Below are 21,667 nucleotides of genomic sequence, written 5' to 3' on the forward strand. Positions count from 1 at the left end.
CAACGGAGAATTAAAGGATAGACAATAACATAAAAGATTGCTACGTCGTGCCTCCTCGCAATGACGATTTTGTTATAACATAAGAAAATATGAAATACTACCTCGTAGCCGGAGAAGCCTCAGGCGATTTACATGGCGCCAACTTAATGAAAGCCTTAAAAGCGGAGGACGGCGAAGCTGTGTTCAGGTATTTCGGGGGGGATAAAATGCAGGCCGAGGGTGGCGAGTTGGTTAAACACTATGCCGATATGGCTTTTATGGGCTTTACAGAGGTAATTCTAAATTTAAGGACCATTTTCAAAAATCTTAAAGCCTGCAAGAACGATATTATACAATGGAAGCCCGACGTGTTGATTCTGATCGATTTTCCGGGGTTTAACTTAAAAATCGCGGAGTTTGCAAAGGCCAACGGCATTAAAGTATGTTATTATATTTCGCCTAAAGTTTGGGCATGGAACCAAAAACGGGTGCTGAAAATCAAAAAGGTTGTCGATCATATGTTCTGCATCTTACCTTTCGAAGTAGATTTCTACAAAGAATGGGGCATGCAGGTAGATTATGTAGGCAACCCATTATTAGACGAAATTGCGCAGTTTACGCCAGATCTAAATTTTCGGGAAAACCATCAATTGGGAGATGGAAAAATTATCGTCCTGCTGCCTGGTAGCCGCAAGCAGGAAATAGAACGTTTACTTCCGGTAATGTTGAGCGTTACCGAAAACCATCCCGATTATATTTTCGCCATAGCAGCCGCACCAACCTTTACCGAAAGTTATTATCGCCAGTTTACGGGAGATAAAAAAATTCACTTGCTTTTTAACAGTACCTATAATTTATTGCACCATGCGCATGCTGCAATTGTTGCTTCAGGAACAGCTACGCTAGAAACTGCTTTGTTTAAAGTGCCACAAGTGGTGATTTATAAGGGTGGAACCATTTCAATTGCCATTGCCAGGATGTTGGTAAAAATTAAGTTTATTTCACTGGTTAATCTTATTGTAAACAAGAAGATTGTAACCGAACTTATCCAGGAAGATTGTAACACCCAAAAGGTGAACGGAGAACTCGAAATTATCTTGACAGGCGAGGGCAGGAATGAGATGTTAAAACATTATGATGAGCTGCTTTTACTTATGGGAAAACCAGGCGCTTCGGCAAAAACGGCCAGATTGATTACGACCTATTTGCACAAAACAATTTAACAGGATAGAGGGGCCTGATGATGAACTTATTTACTTTTACAGGATATTAATTTTGATACAAAAGACGCTTTAATGGCGCCTTTTGTTGTTTTAAGCTTTCATATTTACCTTGTACCATCCTTTAACAAGTGTTTCTAAAACGATTAACATAAAAAATGTTAAATTGCGTCTTTATAATGGGCAAAAAATTAAAAGCTGCAATTTTTATTTAGCTTTGAATTGATTAACTTAAAGAAACTCCAACCAGATGAAATCGCTTTCTATTAAAGATATAGCCGTAAAAGCAAATGTATCCATTACCACAGTTTCATTCATTATTAACGGTAAAGCAAAAGAGAAATCAATAAGCGAAGCAGTAATAGAGAAAGTTGAAAAAATTATCGAAGAAAGCGGTTATAAGCCTAATCAGATTGCAAGAAGCTTAAGAACTGGTAACTCCAATATCATCGGTTTAATTATCGAAGACATCTCCAATTCATTCTTCTCCAGGATTGCAAGGTTAATCGAAGACAAAGCCTATAAAAGAGGCTATAAAATCATTTATTCCAGCACCGAAAACAATGTAGATAAAGCGAAAGAACTGATCAACATGTTCAAATCGCGCAAGGTTGATGCGTATATCATTTCTCCGATAAAAGGAATAGAAGAAGATATACAAATGCTCCTTGATGATGGTAACCCGGTAATCCTGTTCGATAGAAATTTGTCAGACATTAATACCAGTTATGTTGGCGCAGATCATTTTAATGCCTCGCACCAATCCATACAGAGTTTTATCGATCAGGGTAAAAAGAATATCGCCCTGGTTACCACTGATATAAATGTGGAACAAATTATAGAGCGATGCGATGGTTATAAAAAAGCACTGCAAGATAATGGAATCAAATATGATGACAACCTGGTTTTAAAGATCCACTTTAATCAGGAAGAGCGCGAAACGATTGCTCAGATTCAAGAACTCTTCGAAAATAAAAAAATCGATGCAGTGTTATTTGCAACCAATTATTTAGCAATTAGTGGTTTAAAAGCATTAAAACAAATCAATAAAAAAGTAGGAGATGATTTAGGAGTTATCGCATATGATGACCATGAAGCATTCGAACTGCATACCCCCCGTATTTCTGCTGTCCAACAACCCCTGGAAGAAATAGCTGAAACCATTATTAAACTCATCTTAAATCAGCTTTCTTCAAAAGGTAAATCGCCTGTTGAAGAGGTAATTATCCCCGCCCGTTTAGTCATCAGAGACTAGGAAAAAAATCATCCCTCGCTGCATTGTAATATTTTTTTTACTTACTAAAACGTTTTATTATAATTTAAAATTCTTATAATTGACCGACTAAAACGTTTTAGCATAGCCGATCTATTATTATGAGAATTACAGCAGCTCCTTACTGGATTTTAACCGTTTTTACCAAACCGCAGAAATAGATTTTGGTCGCCGGAGTTTTTTCTATCATGATCAAATCAAACCTTTTAAATCGATAAGATACCTGAAAATGTTCGGCAACTAATCCATCCGGTCATTTCCATAGCAGATAAAATATTACCAGGAAAAAAAATAACTAATCAATTTATAATTTAACAAAACCGTTAATGAAAATTAATTTACTTAAAATCACGGGGCTGTCTGCTGCAATTATATTGCTAAATAGTCCGGCGTTTTCAATGAATTTGGAGTGGGAAGGTACACGGAGGTTCTTGAATGATAACAAGCTCAATGGGCGGGTTCAGGCGCAAAAGAATGTTACCGGAACAGTGGTGGATGATAGTGGCCTGCCAGTTCCAGGGGCAGGTATCAAAAACCAAACAACAGGTAAAACAACTGTTACCGATGCTAACGGTAAATTTGCTATCGAAGCCAGTGAGGGGCAGGTGCTCCGTTTTACTTATATTGGTTACGATACCCAAGATATAACTGTTGGCCAATCATCAGTTATCAACGTAAAATTTGCAGTATCAAAAAATACAAACCTAAAGGAGGTAACCGTTGTTGCTGTTGGTTATGGTACACAGGGCATTAAAGAAACTACTTCTGCAGTAGGCCATGCCGGTATTGAAGATTTTAGACAAAGTGGATCAAGAAATCCTTTAGATCTTATCCAGGGCAAAATTGCCGGTTTAAACTTAACCAGACCAGGTGGTAGTAATCCAAATAGTGGTGTTTCTGTACAGCTTAGGGGATCCGTAACGGTGACCGGAAGTCGTAGTCCTTTATTTGTAATTGATGGCATACCGGGTGGTAACCCAGATTTATTGCAGCAGGACGATATTGCTTCAATCGATGTATTGAAGGATGGTTCGGGAGCAGCAATATATGGTACCAGCGCCAATGCCGGTGTAATTTTGATTACGACCAAGAAGGGTAAAGCAGGCCCTGGCGTGTTCGAATATTCTAGTTATTTGAGAAAGGAATATCTGCAGAACCGTCCAGATTATTTAACCGCTGACGAATATCGCGAAAAAATAACATCAGGACAGATTAAACAGCAGAATTTTGGTAGTTCAACCGACTTTTATAATGATTTGATCAATCACGATAATCTTTCGCAGAATCACAATCTTTCTTTCAGCGGGGGAACCGATAAAACAAACTACAGAGCGAGTTTAAACTATCGCGATTTAGAAGGTATTGCTAAAGAGAATGGTAGAGAGGAATACACCTTAAGATTAAATGTAAACCAGAAAGGATTGGATGACCGCTTGAATATTCAGATGAACTTGGTTACCAATTTTAATAAAGCCAATTTATTGGGCGGTGGCGGATGGGAAAGTGAATCGGCAAAAAACCCTACGCTTTCTAACTTCAAACCAGATGGTTCATATCGTTTTGATTTAACGAGTACCAACGAGTATGCGCGTTTATTCCAGGAAACGAATTACAGAAAGCAGCAAACGACTTCTGGTGACGTAAAGGCTGATTTAGATATCATTAAAGGATTAAAGGCTTCAATTTTTGGGTCGGTAGTGCGAAATTCATATGTGGATGGTCAATACCGCTTAAAAGCCAGTGAGAACTCTGTTGAAAATACCGATTTCCCTAATGGCGGTTATGCTTACAAAGGAGATTTTCTTTCACAGGCTTACGCGCTTGAACCTACCTTAAATTATACCAATACATTTGCTCAAAAGCATAATATTACGGCATTGGCAGGTTATAGCTACCGTTATTATATGGAAGAGAGCTCAAACCTGTCTAACCGCGGGTTCATCAACGACCTTTTTCATGAGGATAATATATCACAGGGAGCTGCATTGGGTGTTGGTAAAGCAACAATGGCCAGCGGTAAAAACGACAATACTTTAATTGCATTCTTCGGAAGGGTAAACTATGCTTTCGATAATAAATACCTGGTTCAGTTTATCTTAAGAAGAGAGGGTTCATCAAGGTTTGGGGCAAATAACAAGTGGGGTAACTTCCCTGCTGTTTCTGCCGGATGGAATATTACTGAAGAAAGTTTTATGAAAAATATTCCTTTTGTTAACTACCTGAAATTACGGGCTGGTTATGGGGTTACCGGTAATTCACCTACTGTTAATAACGTATCCCGTGTTACGCTTGGCGGTGGCGGTAAATACCTATATCCTGATGGTAACTACTACGAAACTTATGGACCAGATAGAAACCCAAATCCGAATTTAAGATGGGAACGTAAACAGGAGGCAAACATCGGTTTAGATTTTACCTTGCTTAACAGCCGCTTAACGGGTTCGATTGATGTATTTAAAAGAACAACAAAAGATCTTCTGGATAGTTATACAACACCTCAGCCACCGTACGTTCGCGATAATCTGCAAACCAATGTTGGTCAGATCTCCTCTAAAGGCATAGAGTTGGGCTTAAGTTACATGGTAATTAAAAATGATAACTTCAGTTGGAACATGGATGCTACAGCAAGTACATTAAGCAATAAGCTGGATAGCTACTCAAATGATGTATTTAAAGTTAAATTTATTACCCGCGGAGGCATTGGCGGTGCGGGAGATTTGGGTGATGCCTTTACCATATTTGAAGGCGGAAAAATCGGCGAATTCTATGGGAAAAGGTTTGCTGGTTTCACACCTGAAGGCAAATGGTTATTCTATAACAGAAACGGCGAAAAGGTTTTAAATGGCCAGATCAATACCTCACGCAACGATTTAAATGCAACAGATTTAGCCGTTATCGGTAACGCCATTCCTAAATACTATGCTTCGTGGACAAATAGCTTTACCTATAAGAATTTCGACCTTCGTATATTTTTGAGAGGTAAATTTGGTTTTGATGTATTAAACACCACGGCATTAACCTACGCCAACAGAACATGGTCTGGTAATTTATTGAGGAGCACTTTCGATAAATACAAAGATATTAACGATACCTACATGTATTCCGATTACTATTTAGAAAGTGGAAGTTTTGTTAAACTTGATGAGGTTACTTTAGGTTACAACTTTAAATTTAAGAATAAGTACATCCGCAAGCTGCGCCTTTATGCAACCGGACAAAACCTTGGAACCATTACGGGTTATACCGGAAATGATCCTGATTTTGTACAGGATAATGGTATCGGAAACGAAATTGATGGTAAGAGTTTAGGTATTGATACAAGAGGCCCATACCCAAGTACCAGATCATTTGTAATCGGATTAAATGTTGGATTCTAAAAACTTAAAAATGAAAAATAAATCAATTATATATGGTATGCTTGCTGGCGTATTAAGCATTAGTGCTTGTACCAAACTTGATGAAAATGCATACGATCAGTTATTAACTGATAATTTTTATAATAACAAAACAGAGGTATTATCGGCCGTGTTAAGACCCTATACACACGCAAATGCATGGGTTACCCCATCTGGCCAGGATGGTTGGTGGCGCCTTGCCGAATTATCTGGTGATCAACTGGCATGGCCTACCAAAGGCCGCCATGGTGAGGATGGAGGTAAATGGAAAAGATTACATTACCATACCTGGACCGTTGATGAAGGTGGAATTAACCAGGCATGGGTATTAATGAACTGGGGAATGGGCTTATGTAATGATCCGATTGAAAATATCGAAAAACGTGATATTGGACAGATGGGCATTACGCAGGTGGAAAAGGAAGCTTATATTGCTGAATTAAAACTTTTAAGGGCATTTCATTATCTTAAATTAATGGATCTGTTTGGAAATATCCCTGTAGTAACCAAAGTAGGGTTTCCTGAAAGGCCTGAAACCATGCCGAGAAAAGAGGTATTCAACTTTATCGAGTCGGAGATCAAAACCAATATCGATAAAGCACCTAAACTTTCACGTGCAATGGTGGGCAGGATAAGCCAGGCTGCTGGTTATGCCATGTTGGTAGAACTTTATCTAAATGCAGAGGTATGGACAGGGACTCCACGCTGGGATGATTGCATTGCTGCAGCAAATAAACTAATCTCTGGCGAAGCAGGAGCACAGAACGGCGTTATGGCGCTTGATCCTAACATTACCGACCAGTTTAAAACCACAAACGACTTATCTAAAGAGGTTATTTTCTCTATTGCTTATAATTATTCAATTGCCAATTTTCAGCCTTCTTGGCCAGCAGAATTCTATCACTTTAAACAACAGCAAATTTATGGTGGTGGTAGAAATGGTAACGATGGTATTGTGTTGATTCCCGGTGTTTTTACAACTTACGAAGACGCTGACTTGAGAAAAAGAGGTTGGCTTTTAGAAGGGCCTATGTTCCAGTTTGTTGCTCCAACCCAACCAGTTCTTGCATCTGAAGAATACAATGGATCGCAGTTGGAATTTGTTGATAATATCAGGAAAAACAAAGTGGGCTCTACTGTAAGCAACATGAGCGAAGGTGAAGAAAATTCTGGTGTACGTTTTAACAAATATAAATTAGGTAATCAGTTTCCTGGCCCTGGCGGAGTGCCTGCCATTGATGTGAATTACAACAATGGCGATTGGAATATCTATCGTTTAACTATGATTTATTTTGCTAAAGCAGAAGCAATTATGCGTAAAAATGGGGGAGTAGCTACAGCAGAAGCTGTTCAGTTAATTAACGATTGTAAAAAACGCGCGTTTAGTGAGGCAGATTTTGCTACCCGTGCCTACACTACAACAAGTTTAACTTTAGATGAGCTTTTGGCTGAAAGGGGAAGAGAGTTTATTTTTGAAGGCATGAGAAGAGATGACCTGATCCGCTTTGGCAAATTTGCATCAGGTAGCTGGTGGGATCATACGCCATCAACAGCGACAAAGGCGCTCTACCCAATTCCTTTAAGGCAATTAACATTGAATACCAATCTAAAACAAAATCCTGGTTATCAATAAAAAATAACAAAAAAAGGTGTCCAATTTGGGCACCTTTTTTTGTTATTTTTGCTCAAGCTCTTTGTAACCTATATGTTACGAATTTAAAGGGTAAAAGATGTACATTTTTTTATTAATATTGAATTAGTAAAACGTTTTACTTTAATCGACTACCGAGCAGCAATAATCCACTTAATTTACGGTCATTTTTACGTTTTTTCTGTGATCAGAATTAGAAAATCTAGCCGGGAAAATTAGGTAAAACGATTTATGAACGAACCAAATATTAATTTATGAGAAAACTTTCCTTAGTAGCACTTTGTCTTTTTTTTAATTTAATTACAAAAGCACAAGATAAAGCACCCGCTTATCCCTTAATTACACATGATGCATATTTTAGTATTTGGTCTTTCGGCAATGGGCTTAACCAATCGGTAACTAAACATTGGACAGGTAAGGAGCAATCTTTACTGGGCATTATAAAAGTAGATGGTAAATTTTACCGGTTTTTAGGGGAGGAAAGCAAAACCTTTAAAGAAATACTCCCAGCTGCCGATGCATTAAAATACCAGGCCAGCTACAGTTTCGACAAACCTGAAGCAGGTTGGGAAAATAACAGTTATAACGATAATAGCTGGAAAAAAGCCGAAGCCCCTTTTGGAGACGATAATTCTGCCAAAACAAAATGGAATAGCGATGATCTTTATTTTAGAAGAACCTTCGATGTAGACAATGTATCGGCGACAAAAAAATACCTGAAACTCAATCACGATGATAATGTAATTGTTTATTTAAACGGTAAAGTAATTTATAAAAAGAATGGATGGGCTTCTGATTATATTTATGTGCCAATTGAAGATGGCATCTTAAAAGCAGGAAAAAATGTATTGGCCATCCATTGCAAAAATACAGCTGGTGGCAGGCATTTAGATGCCGGGCTTGTAGAAGAAGCTGCAGACAATGTAAAAATTGCTACCGCTACTCAAACCAATGTATCTATTCAGGCTACCACTACCAAATATACTTTTAGCTGTGGCCATGTAGAACTACAGGTAGCTTTTACCTCCCCATTATTGCTTAACGATATTAAATTAACAGCCAGGCCAATCAGTTATATCAATTATACCGTAAAATCTACTGATGCCAAGCCGCATAGTGTTGATATTTTCTTTGGCGCATCATCAAACCTGGCTGTAAATACACCAAGCCAAAGTGTATCGGCCTGGAAGCGTTCGAAAAACAATCTCTCCATCTTAAAAACAGGGACTGTAGAACAGCCAGTATTAAAGAAACGGGGCGATGATCTGCGTATCGATTGGGGCTATTTATATGTGGCCGTTCCCGCTAAGTTTAATGCCACTCAGTTTATAGCTACTCAGAATGAAAGCTTAAAAAGTTTCGTCGATTCCAGATATCCAACACAAACACAGGTTTTAAATTCGAAAAACCTAAACCTAAGCAGTATTATTTCTTTCGGTTCGGTTTCTTCAAGCCCGGTAGATAAATATATGATGTTGGGCTATGATGACCTAAAATCGGTTGAATACTTTGGCGAAAAGCTACAGCCCGTTTGGCGACAGGCTGGTTCACAGCAATTCGAAGATCAACTGGCCGAGGCGAGTACTCAGTACCCTTCGTTAAAAACCAAGTGTGCCATTTTTGATGCCAAACTATACGCCGATGCCGAAAAAGCAGGTGGCAAAGAATATGCAGATCTATGTAAACTGGCTTATAGACAGGCTATTGCGGCGCACAAAATTGTATACGCACCAAATGGCGATATCCTGTTCCTATCGAAAGAAAATTTCAGTAATGGATCAATCAATACAGTGGATGTAACTTATCCATCAGCACCACAATTTTTAGTGTACAATCCCGAATTACTAAAAGGAATGTTGAATGGCATTTTCTATTACTCGGAAAGCGGAAAATGGAAGAAACCATTTGCAGCACATGATTTAGGTACTTATCCTTTAGCCAACGGCCAAACCTATGGCGAAGATATGCCTGTAGAAGAAGCCGGCAATATGATCATCTTAACAGCTGCCATAACCAAAGCAGAAGGAAATGCAAAGTATGCCGAGAAACATTGGGAGGTAATGTCTGTATGGGCAAACTATCTGCTAAGGGAAGGTTTCGATCCGGCCAATCAATTATGTACGGACGATTTTGCCGGCCATTTGGCCCGGAATGCGAATTTATCGGTAAAAGCTATTGTAGCTTTAGGTGCTTACGCACAAATGGCGCAATTATTAGGCAAGGCCGATATAGCTACAAAATATAGAACAGCTGCCTTACAGATGGCCCAGAACTGGATGAAACTTGCAGATGATGGCGATCATTACGCTTTAACTTTTAATGATAAAAATACCTGGAGCCAGAAGTACAACCTCGTTTGGGACAAACTTTTAAAACTTGATCTTTTTCCTAAAGAAGTATACAAAAAGGAAATTAACTTTTATTTAACCAAACAAAAAGATTTCGGATTACCGTTGGACAGCCGTAGAACTTACACCAAATCTGATTGGATTATGTGGACAGCTACCTTGGCCGATAACGAAGCCGATTTTCAAAAATTTGTAAGTCCGATATACCGTTTTGCAACCGAAACGGAGAGTAAAGTACCATTGAGCGACTGGCATGAAACTACCAATGGGAAAATGACAGGCTTTCAGGCGAGAAGTGTTGTTGGCGGTTATTTCATCAAGATGTTAGCTGATAAATGGAATATTAAATAATCATATCATCAGCATTTGCAAGCCTGTAACTGTGCTCACAAATGCTTTTTTAAAAAAATACACAGCCTGGTTTTGGTTATATCAGCTGGAAAGGATAAACACACAAACAAATGAAATTTAAATTAATCGCATCCATTTTATGCTGCCTTGCTGCCAAAAGTTTAATGGCGCAGCAGAAAGATTGGGTTCACTACGTTAACACACTTCAGGGCACAAACTCCAAGCACGAACTCACCAGGGGGAATACCTATCCAACAACGGCACTGCCATTTGGCATGCACACCTGGACACCTCAAACTGGTAGAAATGGCGATGGTTGGAAATATCAATATTTTAAAGATAAAATCAGAGGCTTTCAGCAAGCGCATCAATGCAGTTCGTGGACGAGAGACTATGCCGTATTTTCTTTAATGCCAATGGTTGATGAACTGATAGTAAATGAAGATAAACGCGAAACTAAATTTAGTCATCAGGACGAGATTGCTAAACCAAACTATTATAAGGTAACATTCGAAAATGATATTACCACCGAAATTTCACCGTCAGAGCGTGGCGCACACCTCAGGTTCAGCTATCCAAAAGGCAAAAGAAGCTTTTTAATTTTAGACGGATACAACAGATTAAGCGGTGTTCAGATCTATCCTAAAGAAAATAAAATAACGGGCTGGGTAAACAATGGCGAAGGTTTTAAAAGAGGTTGGAAGAGTTATTTCGTAATTCAGTTCGATCAACCGATTAAATCTTACGGTACCTGGGAGAATAAACGTAATACTATTGCAAAAGATTCTATTTCTGCTGAAGGATTGGGAAAAGGTACATTTGTACAGTTCGAATCTGGAACGAAGGTGCAGGTGAAAACTGCTTCATCTTATATTAGTTTACAACAGGCCGAACTTAATTTAAAAAGAGAACTGGGCAATGATAAGACCTTAGAAGATACCAAAGCCCATGCTGCTGCGGCGTGGAATAAATCGCTCGGCAAGATAGAAGTAGAAGGCGGATCTAAAGCAGATATGGAAACTTTTTATTCTTGCTTTTTTAGGGCAAGCCTGTTCTCCAGAAAGTTTTATGAAATAAATGAAGCCGGAAAACCATATTACTTTAGTCCGTATGACGGTAAAGTGCATGATGGATATATGTTTACCGATACGGGTTTCTGGGATACCTTCCGTGCGCAATTTCCACTAAACACACTGGTGCAGCCAGAAATGCACGGTCGCTATATGCAGGCCATGCTCGATGCCTATGAGCAATGTGGTTGGTTGCCATCGTGGTCTTTTCCCAGCGAAGCTGGAAGTATGATTGGTAACCACGCTATTTCTTTGTTAACCGATGCATGGGCGAAAGGAATCAGAACGTTTGATCCGAAAAAGGCGCTAGATGCTTATTATCACGAAGCAATGAATAAGGGGCCATGGGGCCCTGCAAATGGTAGGGATGGCGTAACAGAATATAACCAATTAGGTTATGTACCTTATCCAAAATACAGAGAAGCTACAGCCAAAACACTAGAGTATGCCTACGATGACTATTGCGCTTACCATTTGGCAGAAATGATTGGAGATAAGCATTATATGAAGGTTTTTGAGAAACCTATGTTCAATTATAAAAATGTTTATGATCCTTCTACCCGTTTTATGAGGGGTAGGAACGCAGAAGGAAAATGGTCGCCAAATTTCGACCCAACGGAATGGGGAGGCCCGTTCACCGAAGGAAATGCCTGGCATTGGCAATGGTCGGTTTTTCAAGATACCAAAGGTTTAATTAATTTGATGGGAGGGAAAAGTAATTTTATCGCCAAACTCGATTCTGTTTTCAGCGAACCTAATAAAGTAAATGTGGGTTCGTATGGCGGGATGATCCATGAAATGACCGAAATGGTAATGGCCAATATGGGTCAATATGCACATGGAAATCAACCGATACAGCATATGGTGTATTTGTATAATTATGCCGACCAACCCTGGAAGGCCCAGTTTTATGCCCGTAAGGTGATGCATGAACTGTACAATGCCACAGAAAATGGTTATCCTGGAGACGAAGACCAGGGGCAAACTTCATCGTGGTATGTGTTAAGCGCGTTAGGGTTTTACAGCGTAACTCCAGGTACGGGGGAGTACGTTTTAGGAAGCCCAATGTTTAAAAAAACGACTATTAATTTAGAAAACGGCAAAAAATTCGTGATTGAGGCACCCGCCAATAATGCTGCCAATGTTTATATAACATCGGCAAGCTTAAATGGTAAAAATTACACCAAAAATTTTATAAACCATAGCGATTTGTTAAAAGGAGGGGTGTTAAAATTAGAGATGAATGTTAAACCTTCGTTAAATAGGGGGGGATTAGAAGAAGATAAGCCATTTTCACTTAGTAAATAGCTACTTTTGGCGAATTAATTCAGATTATAAAGAATAGATAACAGAAATATATATAGAATGGAAAAGCCTGTTGCATTAGGTGTAGATATTGGCGGCTCGCATATTACGGCCGCATTGGTGGATTTAGAAACGAGAACTTTGGTGAAGGATTCCATCAAACGTAGCCCTGTGAATTCGCAGGAGAGTAAAGAAGTGATTTTATCCGCGTGGTGCGATATCATCAATAAGGCTTTTAAAAACATTAAAAACGGTGCCCGGAATGTTGGGATTGCCATGCCTGGTCCTTTTAATTATAGTGAAGGCATTTCATTAATTAAAGACCAGGATAAGTTTAAATCACTTTACCAGATCAATGTAAAGGAAGAACTGGCTGAAAGGTTGGATATCCCTGCAGCGCATATTCATTTTATAAACGATGCAGCAGGTTTTTTACAAGGTGAGGTTTTTGCAGGCGCTGCCAAAGGAAATGCCAGTGTGTTGGGCTTAACGCTTGGTACGGGCCTGGGATCATCGCTTTGTCTCAATGATAAAGCTTTTGATGCTGACCTCTGGAACTCCGAATTTTTAGACGGAATTGCGGAAGATTACCTTTCTACGCGCTGGTTCGTAAAACGTTTTAACAAGCTTAGCGGTAAAACGGTAGATGGCGTGAAAGAATTGGTGGAAATGGTAGAAACCGATCATTTTGCTACCCGGGTATTTATGGAATTTGGTTATAATCTTGCCCAGTTCCTGATCCCTATTATTAAGAAACACAAAATCGATACTGTGATTGTTGGTGGTAATATTGCGCAATCTTTTAGTGCTTTTGCACCCGAGTTGATCGCAACCTTAAAAGGTAACGACATCGACACGGAAATAAAAATATCCGAACTTAAAGAACATGCAGCGTTAATTGGTGCTGCAAGTTGCTGCGATTTAAGCTTAACTTAATAAGGAGAAGACTGCAGGTGACTTAACATAACTAGACCTGCAGTCTGTTCCTCTTTTGTCTTTCTCTACAGCGTAATGCCCTTTTTCATGGCAATCCTGTTTATCATTCGTGTATTTTAGTTATTGATCTTTTTGTCTCAGTTTATTAAAAAAATGGAATTAATTTTTCATCTGCGATATTATGCTTATTATTGCTTGATAAAACGTTTTAGTATGGCGTTAGATCACGTTTAAATTTTTAAAATATTTCATAAAATACACCAACAAACCATGATTAAGAAGTTTTTAATAATCGCGTTGCTGGCGAGCGCTATAAGTACTTTTGCACAGAATAAAGGTTATGAATTAACCTTCAACGGTGAAAGCAATATAGCTGATGCCATAACCAAAGCCAGATTGGATACTGCTTTTATCCACGTTTACCCAAAATTTGCCATGGCCGATGGGTATCGTACCAAGAGAAAGGTTGAGCTAACATTTGCCAACAACGAAACCGAAACCATTAAAGCCAAAGCAGGAGAAATTAAGGTTAACAGCGGTTGGGTAAAAGGTAAATCGCAGTCTAAGATCGATAAAGAACTATTTAATGCACTTTCAAAAAACTGGGTTTCTTACAGTAAAGAAAAACACAAAGGTTATGAGTTAACCTTTATTAGCAAAGATCCAAATTTAGATCCAACGGTAAGAAAGAAGTTAATTGCTACTTATTTCGAAATCTATCCAACCCTGGTTAAAACATTTAACGATAAATCTACGCACGATGTGTTATTTGTGGTAGATACAGCATACAAAGCAGTTGCAGAAGCAAGCGGAAACAGAATTTTGTTTAGTGCGGCTTACATGAAAGCGCATCCAACCGATATTGATGTGGTAACACACGAAACCATGCACATTGTTCAGGGTTATGGCTATAGTGCTGGCCCGGTTTGGTTAACCGAAGGTATTGCTGATTATGTACGTTATAAATATGGTGTTGATAATGTAGGCTCGAAATGGAGTTTGCCGGATTATAATGCAAAGCAGAGTTATAAAAATAGTTACCGCATTACCGCAAGGTTTTTTGCATGGTTGGAGCAAAATGTGAAACCTGGCTTAATTGCTACTTTAGATCAACAGTTAAGAGCGCATCAATACAAGGAAGAATCTTGGGCAGCCTTAACCGGGAAAACTATCGACCAGCTATGGGAAGATTATAGCAAAGAACCACAAAAGGTAAGCCTTAGTTACAGCAGCAAAAAATAAGAAATTTATCTAGATGGAACGGTCGTCATCTCGATCCGATAGCTATCGGATGAAACGCAGTGGAATGTTCCAAAGGAACTCCTTCGGAGGAGAGATCGATCTATACAGATTAGCTTCGCTGAGCCTTCGGGTTCTCGACTCTGTTGCAAGTTGCTCGAAAATGACGACCTCTGCTTTGTAAAAATAATCATCACTAAAGTAAAATTTTTGATCATTTACTAAATCGTTTTACATATTATATTTATTTTGCAGAACTAAACAGGCTAACCAAAGTAACAATCCATCACAATAAAAATATAATCAGATGAAAAAAATATTTACTTTTTCAATCTTCCTAATGTTTGTTTCGGCTTTTTCAGCTCATTTAAAAGCACAGGAAATCACAAAGAAAAGTGGTTATACATTATCGTTCGAGAGCAATTTTAAGGAATTAGACCCTCAATTGAAGAAACGGTTAATCAAAACTTTTTTCGAAGTTTACCCAAAACTGGCCAAAGCGTATAATCCAGCTACCATAAAAGAAGTGAAATTTTTTGTAGATACAGCTTACAAAGGCGTGGCGGCAACTGCTGATGGTAAAGTAACCTTCAGTTCGATCTGGATGGTGAAACATCCTGAAGACATTGATGTAGTAACCCATGAGGTAATGCACATTGTACAAGATTATGGCCGAAGTGTTGGCCCGGGCTGGTTAACAGAAGGTATTGCCGATTATGCACGCTATAAATTTGGCGTAGATAATGAAGGTGCCAAATGGTCGCTACCTGCTTTAAAACCAGAACATAGTTATAAAAATAGCTACCGCATTACTGCAGGTTTTTTTGCCTGGATGGAGAAAAGTGTAAAACCGGGTATAATCAAAACGGTTGACGCTTCTTTAAGAGACCACACTTATACCAAAGATATCTGGACAAAATTAACGGGTAAAGATTTAGATGCGCTTTGGGCAGATTACGTTAAAAATTCGGAAGTTTAAAATAAATACAAGCATATAAAACACAAACACAACAAATGAAAAGATTATTTATCGCTTTATTGAGTGTTGCGGCGTCAACCAGCTTCGCGCAAACAATAGGCAAAATTACAGATCCGGTAGATTGGATAAACCCTTTAATGGGGACGGCATCCAAGCCATCATTATCTAACGGAAACACCTATCCGGCAATTGGTTTGCCATGGGGAATGAACATGTGGACGCCACAAACCGGTAAAAGTGGCGATGGATGGGCTTATGTTTACGATGCCGACAAAATCCGCGGCTTTAAACAAACACATCAGCCTTCGCCCTGGATGAACGATTACGGCGCTTTTTCAATTATGCCTGTTACTGGCAAATTAAGATTCACAGATGATGACCGTGCCAGTTGGTTCAGCCATAAAGCAGAGGTTTCTAAGCCATATTATTACAGTGTTTATTTAGCCGATGCTGATGTAACCACCGAAATTACCCCAACAGAACGTGCTGCGCAGTTCAGGTTTACCTTCCCTAAAACGGATAGTGCTTACGTGGTAGTAGATGCACAGAATAAAGGTTCTTACATTAAAATTATACCGGCAGAAAGAAAAATTATCGGTTATACCACTAAATATGCCCGCGGTCCACTGCCTAAAAATTTCAAAAATTACTTTGTAATCTATTTCAACAAAGATTTCAAATTGGCTAAAACCTGGGATGATAAAAAACTTAACGATAAAGATTTAGAATTAACTGTAGATCATGCCGGCGCTGTTATTGGTTTCGCCACACAAAAAGGCGAGCAGGTAATTGCAAAAGTAGCCTCTTCATTTATCAGTTTTGAGCAGGCCGATTTGAACCTAAAAAGAGAATTGGCTAGCGATGGTTTCGATGCCACGAAAGCAAAAGGCAGAGCAACCTGGAACAAAACTTTAAGTAAAATCGCGGTTGAAGGGGGGACGATTGATCAAACCCGTACTTTCTACTCAGCAATGTACCGTACTTTATTCTTCCCTAATAAATTATATGAGATTGATGCACAAAACCAGATTGTACACTGGAGTCCTTACAACGGACAGGTTTTACCAGGATACATGTTCGCTGGTACGGGTTTCTGGGACACTTTTAGGGCATTATATCCATTCTTAAACCTGGTTTATCCTTCAATCAACAAGGAAATGCAACAAGGCTTAATCAACGATTACAAAGAAGGCGGTTGGTTGCCAGAGTGGAGCAGTCCGGGTTATGCAAACATTATGGTGGGTAACAACTCTGCTTCGGTAGTTTCTGATGCTTATATCAAAGGTATGCGCGGTTATGACATTGAAACGTTATGGCAGGCTTTAAAACATGGCGCAAACAACGAGGGCCCTATGGAGGCCGTTGGTCGCGATGGTGTTAAATATTACAATGAATTGGGTTATGTGCCTTTCGATGTAAAAAAGAATGAAAATGCCGCTAAAACATTGGAGTATGCTTACGATGACTTTACCATTTATCAATTGGGAAGAGCTTTAGGCAAACCGGCTTCGGAGATCGATATTTATAAGAAAAGAGCCATGAACTACAAGAATCTTTTCGATCCGGCTTCGGGTTTAATGCGCGGTAAAAATCAGGATGGAACTTTCCAAAGCCCATTCAGTCCATTTAAATGGGGCGGTGCATTTACCGAAGGCAACAGCTGGCATTATACCTGGTCTGTTTTTCAGGATGTTGATGGCTTAGCCAAATTAATGGGTGGCCATAGTAAATTTGTAACCAAATTGGATTCTGTGTTCTCTATGCCTCCGGTATTTGATGAGAGTGCCTACGGTGGTGTAATTCACGAAATCCGCGAAATGCAGATTGCAAACATGGGCCAGTATGCACATGGTAACCAACCGATCCAGCACATGATTTACCTGTATAACTACGGTGGTGCGCCTTATAAAACACAATATTGGGTAAGAGAAACCATGAACAGAATGTACAAACCTACTCCTGATGGATATTGTGGTGACGAAGATAACGGGCAAACTTCTGCCTGGTACGTTTTCTCGGCAATGGGCTTCTATCCGGTAACACCTGCAGTTGATCAGTATGTTTTGGGTGCTCCTTTGTTTAAAAAAGTAACTGTTACTTTAGAAAATGGTAAAACTGTGGTGATTAATGCAGCTGCCAATAGCGATAACAACCGTTATGTTCAGTCGTTACAGATGAACGGTAAACCATATTCTAAAAACTGGATCAGCCATAGTGGTTTGCAAAAAGGTGCGGTGTTAAACTTCAATATGACAGCAACGCCGAATAAAACCAGAGGTTCAAATCCGGCTGATTTCCCTTATTCATTATCAACAGAAAAATAGAAAAAACAATAGAGACTGTATCATAAATATAGAATTTTCATCCTGTCTAAAGGACTCCTACGGAGAGCCTGTAGAAGGATGGATTAAGTTGACGCTTTATGATACAGTCTCATATTTAGGAAAAACCTTTAGTCCTGATTGGGCTAAAACTAACAAACCAAGTATATGAATATTTCAAAGACGGGTTTTACAGCCATTTTCTGGCTTTGCGGAACCCTGTTGGCATTTGGCCAGCGTATTGATCTCAAAGATCTTTCAGCCTTTAAAAATCCTTCAAATTCATGGTCGATCGCTCAAAATGTGGTGGCCGACCTAAACGCCGAAAATGTTTTAAAAACAACCAAAGGTGGAGGGATATTGATTAATCAATCTACAGCAAAAAAAGCGGGTTCTGACTTATATACCGTAAACGAATACGGGGACGTAGCAGTAGAATTAGATTATTTAACTGCAAAAGGAACAAATTCTGGTATTTATCTTCAAGGTAATTACGAAATTCAGATTGATGACGCATGGGGACTGAAAAACCCAAGTTCATCAAACAATGGCGGTATTTACCAACGTTGGGACGATAGCAAACCTGAAGCCGAAAAAGGGTTTGGAGGTGTTGCTCCCCGTCAAAATGCAAGTAAAGCGCCAGGTTTATGGCAGCACATTAAAATTATCTTCCAGGCACCAAAATTTGATGCATCAGGAAAGAAAACGCAAAATGCTAAAATTATCAGTGCAGAACTAAACGGGGTGGTGATTCACGAAAATGTTGAGTTATTTGGTGCAACGAGAGGAGCTGCAGGAGCTGAAAAAGCAAAAGGACCTTTACGTTTACAGGGCGATCATGGTTCGGTAGCGTTCAGAAATATCCAGATTAACGAACTATCAGAAATTCCAAAACCAAACCAAAACGGTGGGGCAGATCCAATTTACATTGAAGCAGCAAGCAACAACATGATCAGAAGTTTTGTTGATGTTGCGCCAAGAGTACGTTCGGTACATGCTATTTCGGTAGGCGGACCAGAAAAAGTTGCCTATAGCTACGATTTAGATAATGGTACATTATTACAGGGATGGCATGGCGATTTTATCGATGCTACACCAATGTGGGATGGCCGTGGAAATGGAACTTCTCGTGCATTGGGCAGTGTTACCCGTTTCACTAAAAAACCAATTTTGGCCATTGCAAAATTAGCGAACGATCAGGCTAAATGGATAGCTGATACTGCTGGTACTGGTTTCAGAACCAAAGGTTATGTAATGGATAAACAAGACCGTCCGGAGTTTAAGTACATCATTAATGGAACAAATGTTATAGATGCCGTTAAGGTGATGGAAAATGGACAAGGTTTAACGAGGGAGATTGCTGTTGATAAACCATCAAAAGATCTGTATTTCTTATTGGCAACCGCTTCTGATATAGAGGAAGTAGCCAAAGGTTTATACCTGATTGATGATAAATCTTACTATATCCAACTTGCTGAAGGTTCTGCTAAACCAGTAATCAGAGAAGTTGATGGCAAGAAAGAAGTTATCGTAGCTATTGGAACTAAGTTAAATTATACCATTTTGTTTTAATTGGAATGACAATGAGAAATACATTTAAAAAATTAGCAATACTGGCATTAAGTTTTAGCTTTACTACAGTTTTTGCACAAGAAACACCGAAAGAAGAAGATTTTTTCAGAATTAATAAAGTACGCGTACCCGAAGGCCCCATTTTAGAAGTTGGGGGTCTGATTACTTTGCCAAATGGCGATTTAGGTATTTCTACCCGTAGAGGAGAAGTGTACATTGTAGAAAACCCTACAAGTGCCAAGCCTTACTGGCGCAGGTTTGCTTATGGTTTGCACGAAATTTTGGGCATCGCCTATAAAAATGGTGCATTATATGTGGCACAGCGCGGCGAGTTGACCAAACTGGTTGATAAAGATCAGGATGGCAAAGCCGATGTGTACGAAACCATTTATGCGTGGCCATTAAGTGGGCACTACCACGAATATAGTTTTGGGCCGAAGTTAATGCCTGATGGTACTTTTATGGTTACCGGAAACGTGGCCTTTGGCGATGAAGAATGGTGGAGAGCAGAAAGCCGTGTGCCGATGCGTGGTTGGGCCATGAACATTACAGAAGATGGTAAAATGAGTCCTTATGCTGCGGGTTTCCGTTCGCCAGCGGGGATTGGCACTATTGATGGCCAGTTTTATTATACCGAAAACCAGGGCGACTGGGTAGGTTCAGGTGGTTTATGGAAAGTAAATAAAGGTGATTTTATGGGGCATCCAGCCAGTTTAAGATGGACCAACTTACCTAACTCTCCAGTTAAACTGCAGTCAGATTTCTTTTACTCGCAAATAGACGAGCGTAGAACCAAAAACGAACAAGGAAGATACATTAAACCAGAAAATAGGGTAAACGAAACATTCAAAACCTTATTCGAAATGAAGAAAGTATTCCCTGAATTACGTTTGCCATCGGTTTGGTTGCCTTATGGTATTTTGGGGATCTCTTCTGCAGAACCTGTTAAAATTCCAGCAAATACATTCGGCCCGTTTGCTGGTCAGATTTTAGTCGGCGATCAGGGAATGAGTATCATTTCGAGGATTTTTATGGAAACGGTGAAAGGCGAGGAACAAGGTGCTGCCTTCCTTTTCCGTAAAGGTTTCCGTTCAGGCGTATTGAGGTTAGAATGGGGAACTGATGGTTCATTGTTTGTTGGAGAAACCAACCGTGGTTGGGGATCGGCAGGTGATGCTAACGAAGGTTTAGAAAGACTGGTATACAACAATAAAACCCCTTTTGAAATGAAAGCCGTTAGGGCAATGCCCGATGGTTTTGAAGTGGAGTTTACCATGCCTGTTGATCGTAAATCGGCCGAAGATTTAGCTTCATATGATGCAGAAAGCTTTATTTACAAATATCACCCTGTGTATGGTTCACCTCCTGTAAATACAGAGAAATTAAAAATCTCTGGTGTTAAAGTTTCGGCAGATGGTTTAAAAGCCAGAATTATTGTACAAAACCTTCGCCAGTATTATATCCATACCTTAACATTAGATGGTTTAAGATCTCAAGATGGTTTTTATTCATTAGTTCATCCGGTAGCTTATTATACCTTGAACCAGATTCCTGATGGAAATAAACTTTCTACCAGTGAAGTAAGTACCAAAAACTCTGCGGCACCGGTAAATGCTCCTGCTAAGAAAACAACTGCTCCAAAGGCAACAACCGGGAAAGCACCTGAAGCAAAAGGAACAGCTACTCCGGCTAAACCTGCTGCTACGGCTAAAGCACCTACTTTTAAAGAAGTTGAGGGTTTATTAACAAAAAATACTTGTCTGGCCTGCCACAATCAAACCAAAAGACAGATTGGCCCGCCATTCGTAGAAATTGCAAAACGTAAGTATTCAGCAGAGAAAATATTTCAGTTGATCCACAACCCACAGCCACAAAATTGGCCGGGTTACTCAACAGAAATGCCTCCAATGCCGCAAGTAACGAAAGCAGAAGCTTTAAAAATTGCAGGATGGATAAATTCTTTAAATAAATAAGTGAGTTTAATTGTTAGGAAACGGTTGGTAGAAATACCAGCCGTTTTTTTGTTAT

At 39.4% G+C, this 21,667-nt stretch carries 12 protein-coding genes; all 12 read left to right on the top strand.

The window, feature by feature from the left end:
• Nucleotides 1–89 precede the first annotated feature (89 nt).
• The 12 genes from lpxB (at nucleotide 90) to LQ227_RS12960 (ending at nucleotide 21,612) form a co-directional block, all read left to right on the top strand.
• Nucleotides 90–1,202: a lipid-A-disaccharide synthase gene (gene lpxB / locus LQ227_RS12905; RefSeq protein WP_230149569.1), complete on the top strand. Its 1,113-nt coding sequence runs from the start codon at nucleotides 90–92 to the stop codon at nucleotides 1,200–1,202.
• A gap of 247 nt (nucleotides 1,203–1,449) precedes the next feature.
• Entirely contained in the window at nucleotides 1,450–2,454 is a 1,005-nt protein-coding gene (locus tag LQ227_RS12910; RefSeq protein ID WP_230149571.1) for a LacI family DNA-binding transcriptional regulator, read from the top strand.
• Between the two features lie 344 nt (nucleotides 2,455–2,798).
• Nucleotides 2,799–5,849 carry a SusC/RagA family TonB-linked outer membrane protein gene (locus LQ227_RS12915; protein ID WP_230144714.1) on the top strand — a complete coding sequence of 1,017 codons (3,051 nt, stop codon included), beginning with the start codon at nucleotides 2,799–2,801 and terminating at the stop codon, nucleotides 5,847–5,849.
• Between the two features lie 10 nt (nucleotides 5,850–5,859).
• Entirely contained in the window at nucleotides 5,860–7,500 is a 1,641-nt protein-coding gene (locus LQ227_RS12920) for a RagB/SusD family nutrient uptake outer membrane protein (protein WP_230149573.1), read from the top strand.
• 272 nt (nucleotides 7,501–7,772) lie between these two features.
• On the top strand, nucleotides 7,773–10,217 hold the full coding sequence (locus tag LQ227_RS12925; protein ID WP_230149575.1) for a glutaminase family protein: 2,445 nt from the start codon (nucleotides 7,773–7,775) through the stop codon (nucleotides 10,215–10,217).
• Nucleotides 10,218–10,327: 110 nt separating this feature from the next.
• Entirely contained in the window at nucleotides 10,328–12,595 is a 2,268-nt protein-coding gene (locus LQ227_RS12930) for a GH92 family glycosyl hydrolase (RefSeq protein WP_230149578.1), read from the top strand.
• A 57-nt stretch (nucleotides 12,596–12,652) separates the two neighbouring features.
• Nucleotides 12,653–13,528 carry an ROK family protein gene (locus LQ227_RS12935; RefSeq protein ID WP_230144718.1) on the top strand — a complete coding sequence of 292 codons (876 nt, stop codon included), beginning with the start codon at nucleotides 12,653–12,655 and terminating at the stop codon, nucleotides 13,526–13,528.
• A 270-nt stretch (nucleotides 13,529–13,798) separates the two neighbouring features.
• The gene (locus LQ227_RS12940) at nucleotides 13,799–14,770 is read left to right on the top strand and encodes a basic secretory family protein (RefSeq protein ID WP_230144719.1); all 972 of its coding nucleotides are present in this window, start codon (nucleotides 13,799–13,801) and stop codon (nucleotides 14,768–14,770) included.
• Nucleotides 14,771–15,074: 304 nt separating this feature from the next.
• Nucleotides 15,075–15,746: a basic secretory protein-like protein gene (locus LQ227_RS12945; protein ID WP_215125491.1), complete on the top strand. Its 672-nt coding sequence runs from the start codon at nucleotides 15,075–15,077 to the stop codon at nucleotides 15,744–15,746.
• A 35-nt stretch (nucleotides 15,747–15,781) separates the two neighbouring features.
• A complete protein-coding gene (locus tag LQ227_RS12950) occupies nucleotides 15,782–18,070 on the top strand; it encodes a GH92 family glycosyl hydrolase (protein ID WP_230149580.1) in 2,289 nt (762 codons plus the stop codon).
• A gap of 165 nt (nucleotides 18,071–18,235) precedes the next feature.
• Complete coding sequence (locus tag LQ227_RS12955; protein WP_230144721.1) at nucleotides 18,236–19,639, top strand: DUF1080 domain-containing protein; 1,404 nt, start codon at nucleotides 18,236–18,238, stop codon at nucleotides 19,637–19,639.
• An 11-nt stretch (nucleotides 19,640–19,650) separates the two neighbouring features.
• Nucleotides 19,651–21,612 carry a hypothetical protein gene (locus tag LQ227_RS12960; RefSeq protein WP_230144722.1) on the top strand — a complete coding sequence of 654 codons (1,962 nt, stop codon included), beginning with the start codon at nucleotides 19,651–19,653 and terminating at the stop codon, nucleotides 21,610–21,612.
• Nucleotides 21,613–21,667: the final 55 nt, after the last annotated feature.

The organism is Pedobacter sp. Bi27 (genome assembly GCF_918698255.1).
In the GTDB taxonomy this organism is placed as follows: Bacteria; Bacteroidota; Bacteroidia; order Sphingobacteriales; family Sphingobacteriaceae; genus Pedobacter.

What these genes read in the sequence shown, in the direction of transcription:
- lpxB (WP_230149569.1), top strand. Translation starts at nt 90, where the DNA reads ATGAAATACTACCTCGTAGCCGGAGAAGCCTCAGGCGATTTACATGGC.
- LQ227_RS12955 (WP_230144721.1), top strand. Translation starts at nt 18,236, where the DNA reads ATGAATATTTCAAAGACGGGTTTTACAGCCATTTTCTGGCTTTGCGGA.
- LQ227_RS12910 (WP_230149571.1), top strand. Translation starts at nt 1,450, where the DNA reads ATGAAATCGCTTTCTATTAAAGATATAGCCGTAAAAGCAAATGTATCC.
- LQ227_RS12945 (WP_215125491.1), top strand. Translation starts at nt 15,075, where the DNA reads ATGAAAAAAATATTTACTTTTTCAATCTTCCTAATGTTTGTTTCGGCT.
- LQ227_RS12950 (WP_230149580.1), top strand. Translation starts at nt 15,782, where the DNA reads ATGAAAAGATTATTTATCGCTTTATTGAGTGTTGCGGCGTCAACCAGC.
- LQ227_RS12915 (WP_230144714.1), top strand. Translation starts at nt 2,799, where the DNA reads ATGAAAATTAATTTACTTAAAATCACGGGGCTGTCTGCTGCAATTATA.
- LQ227_RS12935 (WP_230144718.1), top strand. Translation starts at nt 12,653, where the DNA reads ATGGAAAAGCCTGTTGCATTAGGTGTAGATATTGGCGGCTCGCATATT.
- LQ227_RS12925 (WP_230149575.1), top strand. Translation starts at nt 7,773, where the DNA reads ATGAGAAAACTTTCCTTAGTAGCACTTTGTCTTTTTTTTAATTTAATT.
- LQ227_RS12920 (WP_230149573.1), top strand. Translation starts at nt 5,860, where the DNA reads ATGAAAAATAAATCAATTATATATGGTATGCTTGCTGGCGTATTAAGC.
- LQ227_RS12930 (WP_230149578.1), top strand. Translation starts at nt 10,328, where the DNA reads ATGAAATTTAAATTAATCGCATCCATTTTATGCTGCCTTGCTGCCAAA.
- LQ227_RS12940 (WP_230144719.1), top strand. Translation starts at nt 13,799, where the DNA reads ATGATTAAGAAGTTTTTAATAATCGCGTTGCTGGCGAGCGCTATAAGT.
- LQ227_RS12960 (WP_230144722.1), top strand. Translation starts at nt 19,651, where the DNA reads ATGAGAAATACATTTAAAAAATTAGCAATACTGGCATTAAGTTTTAGC.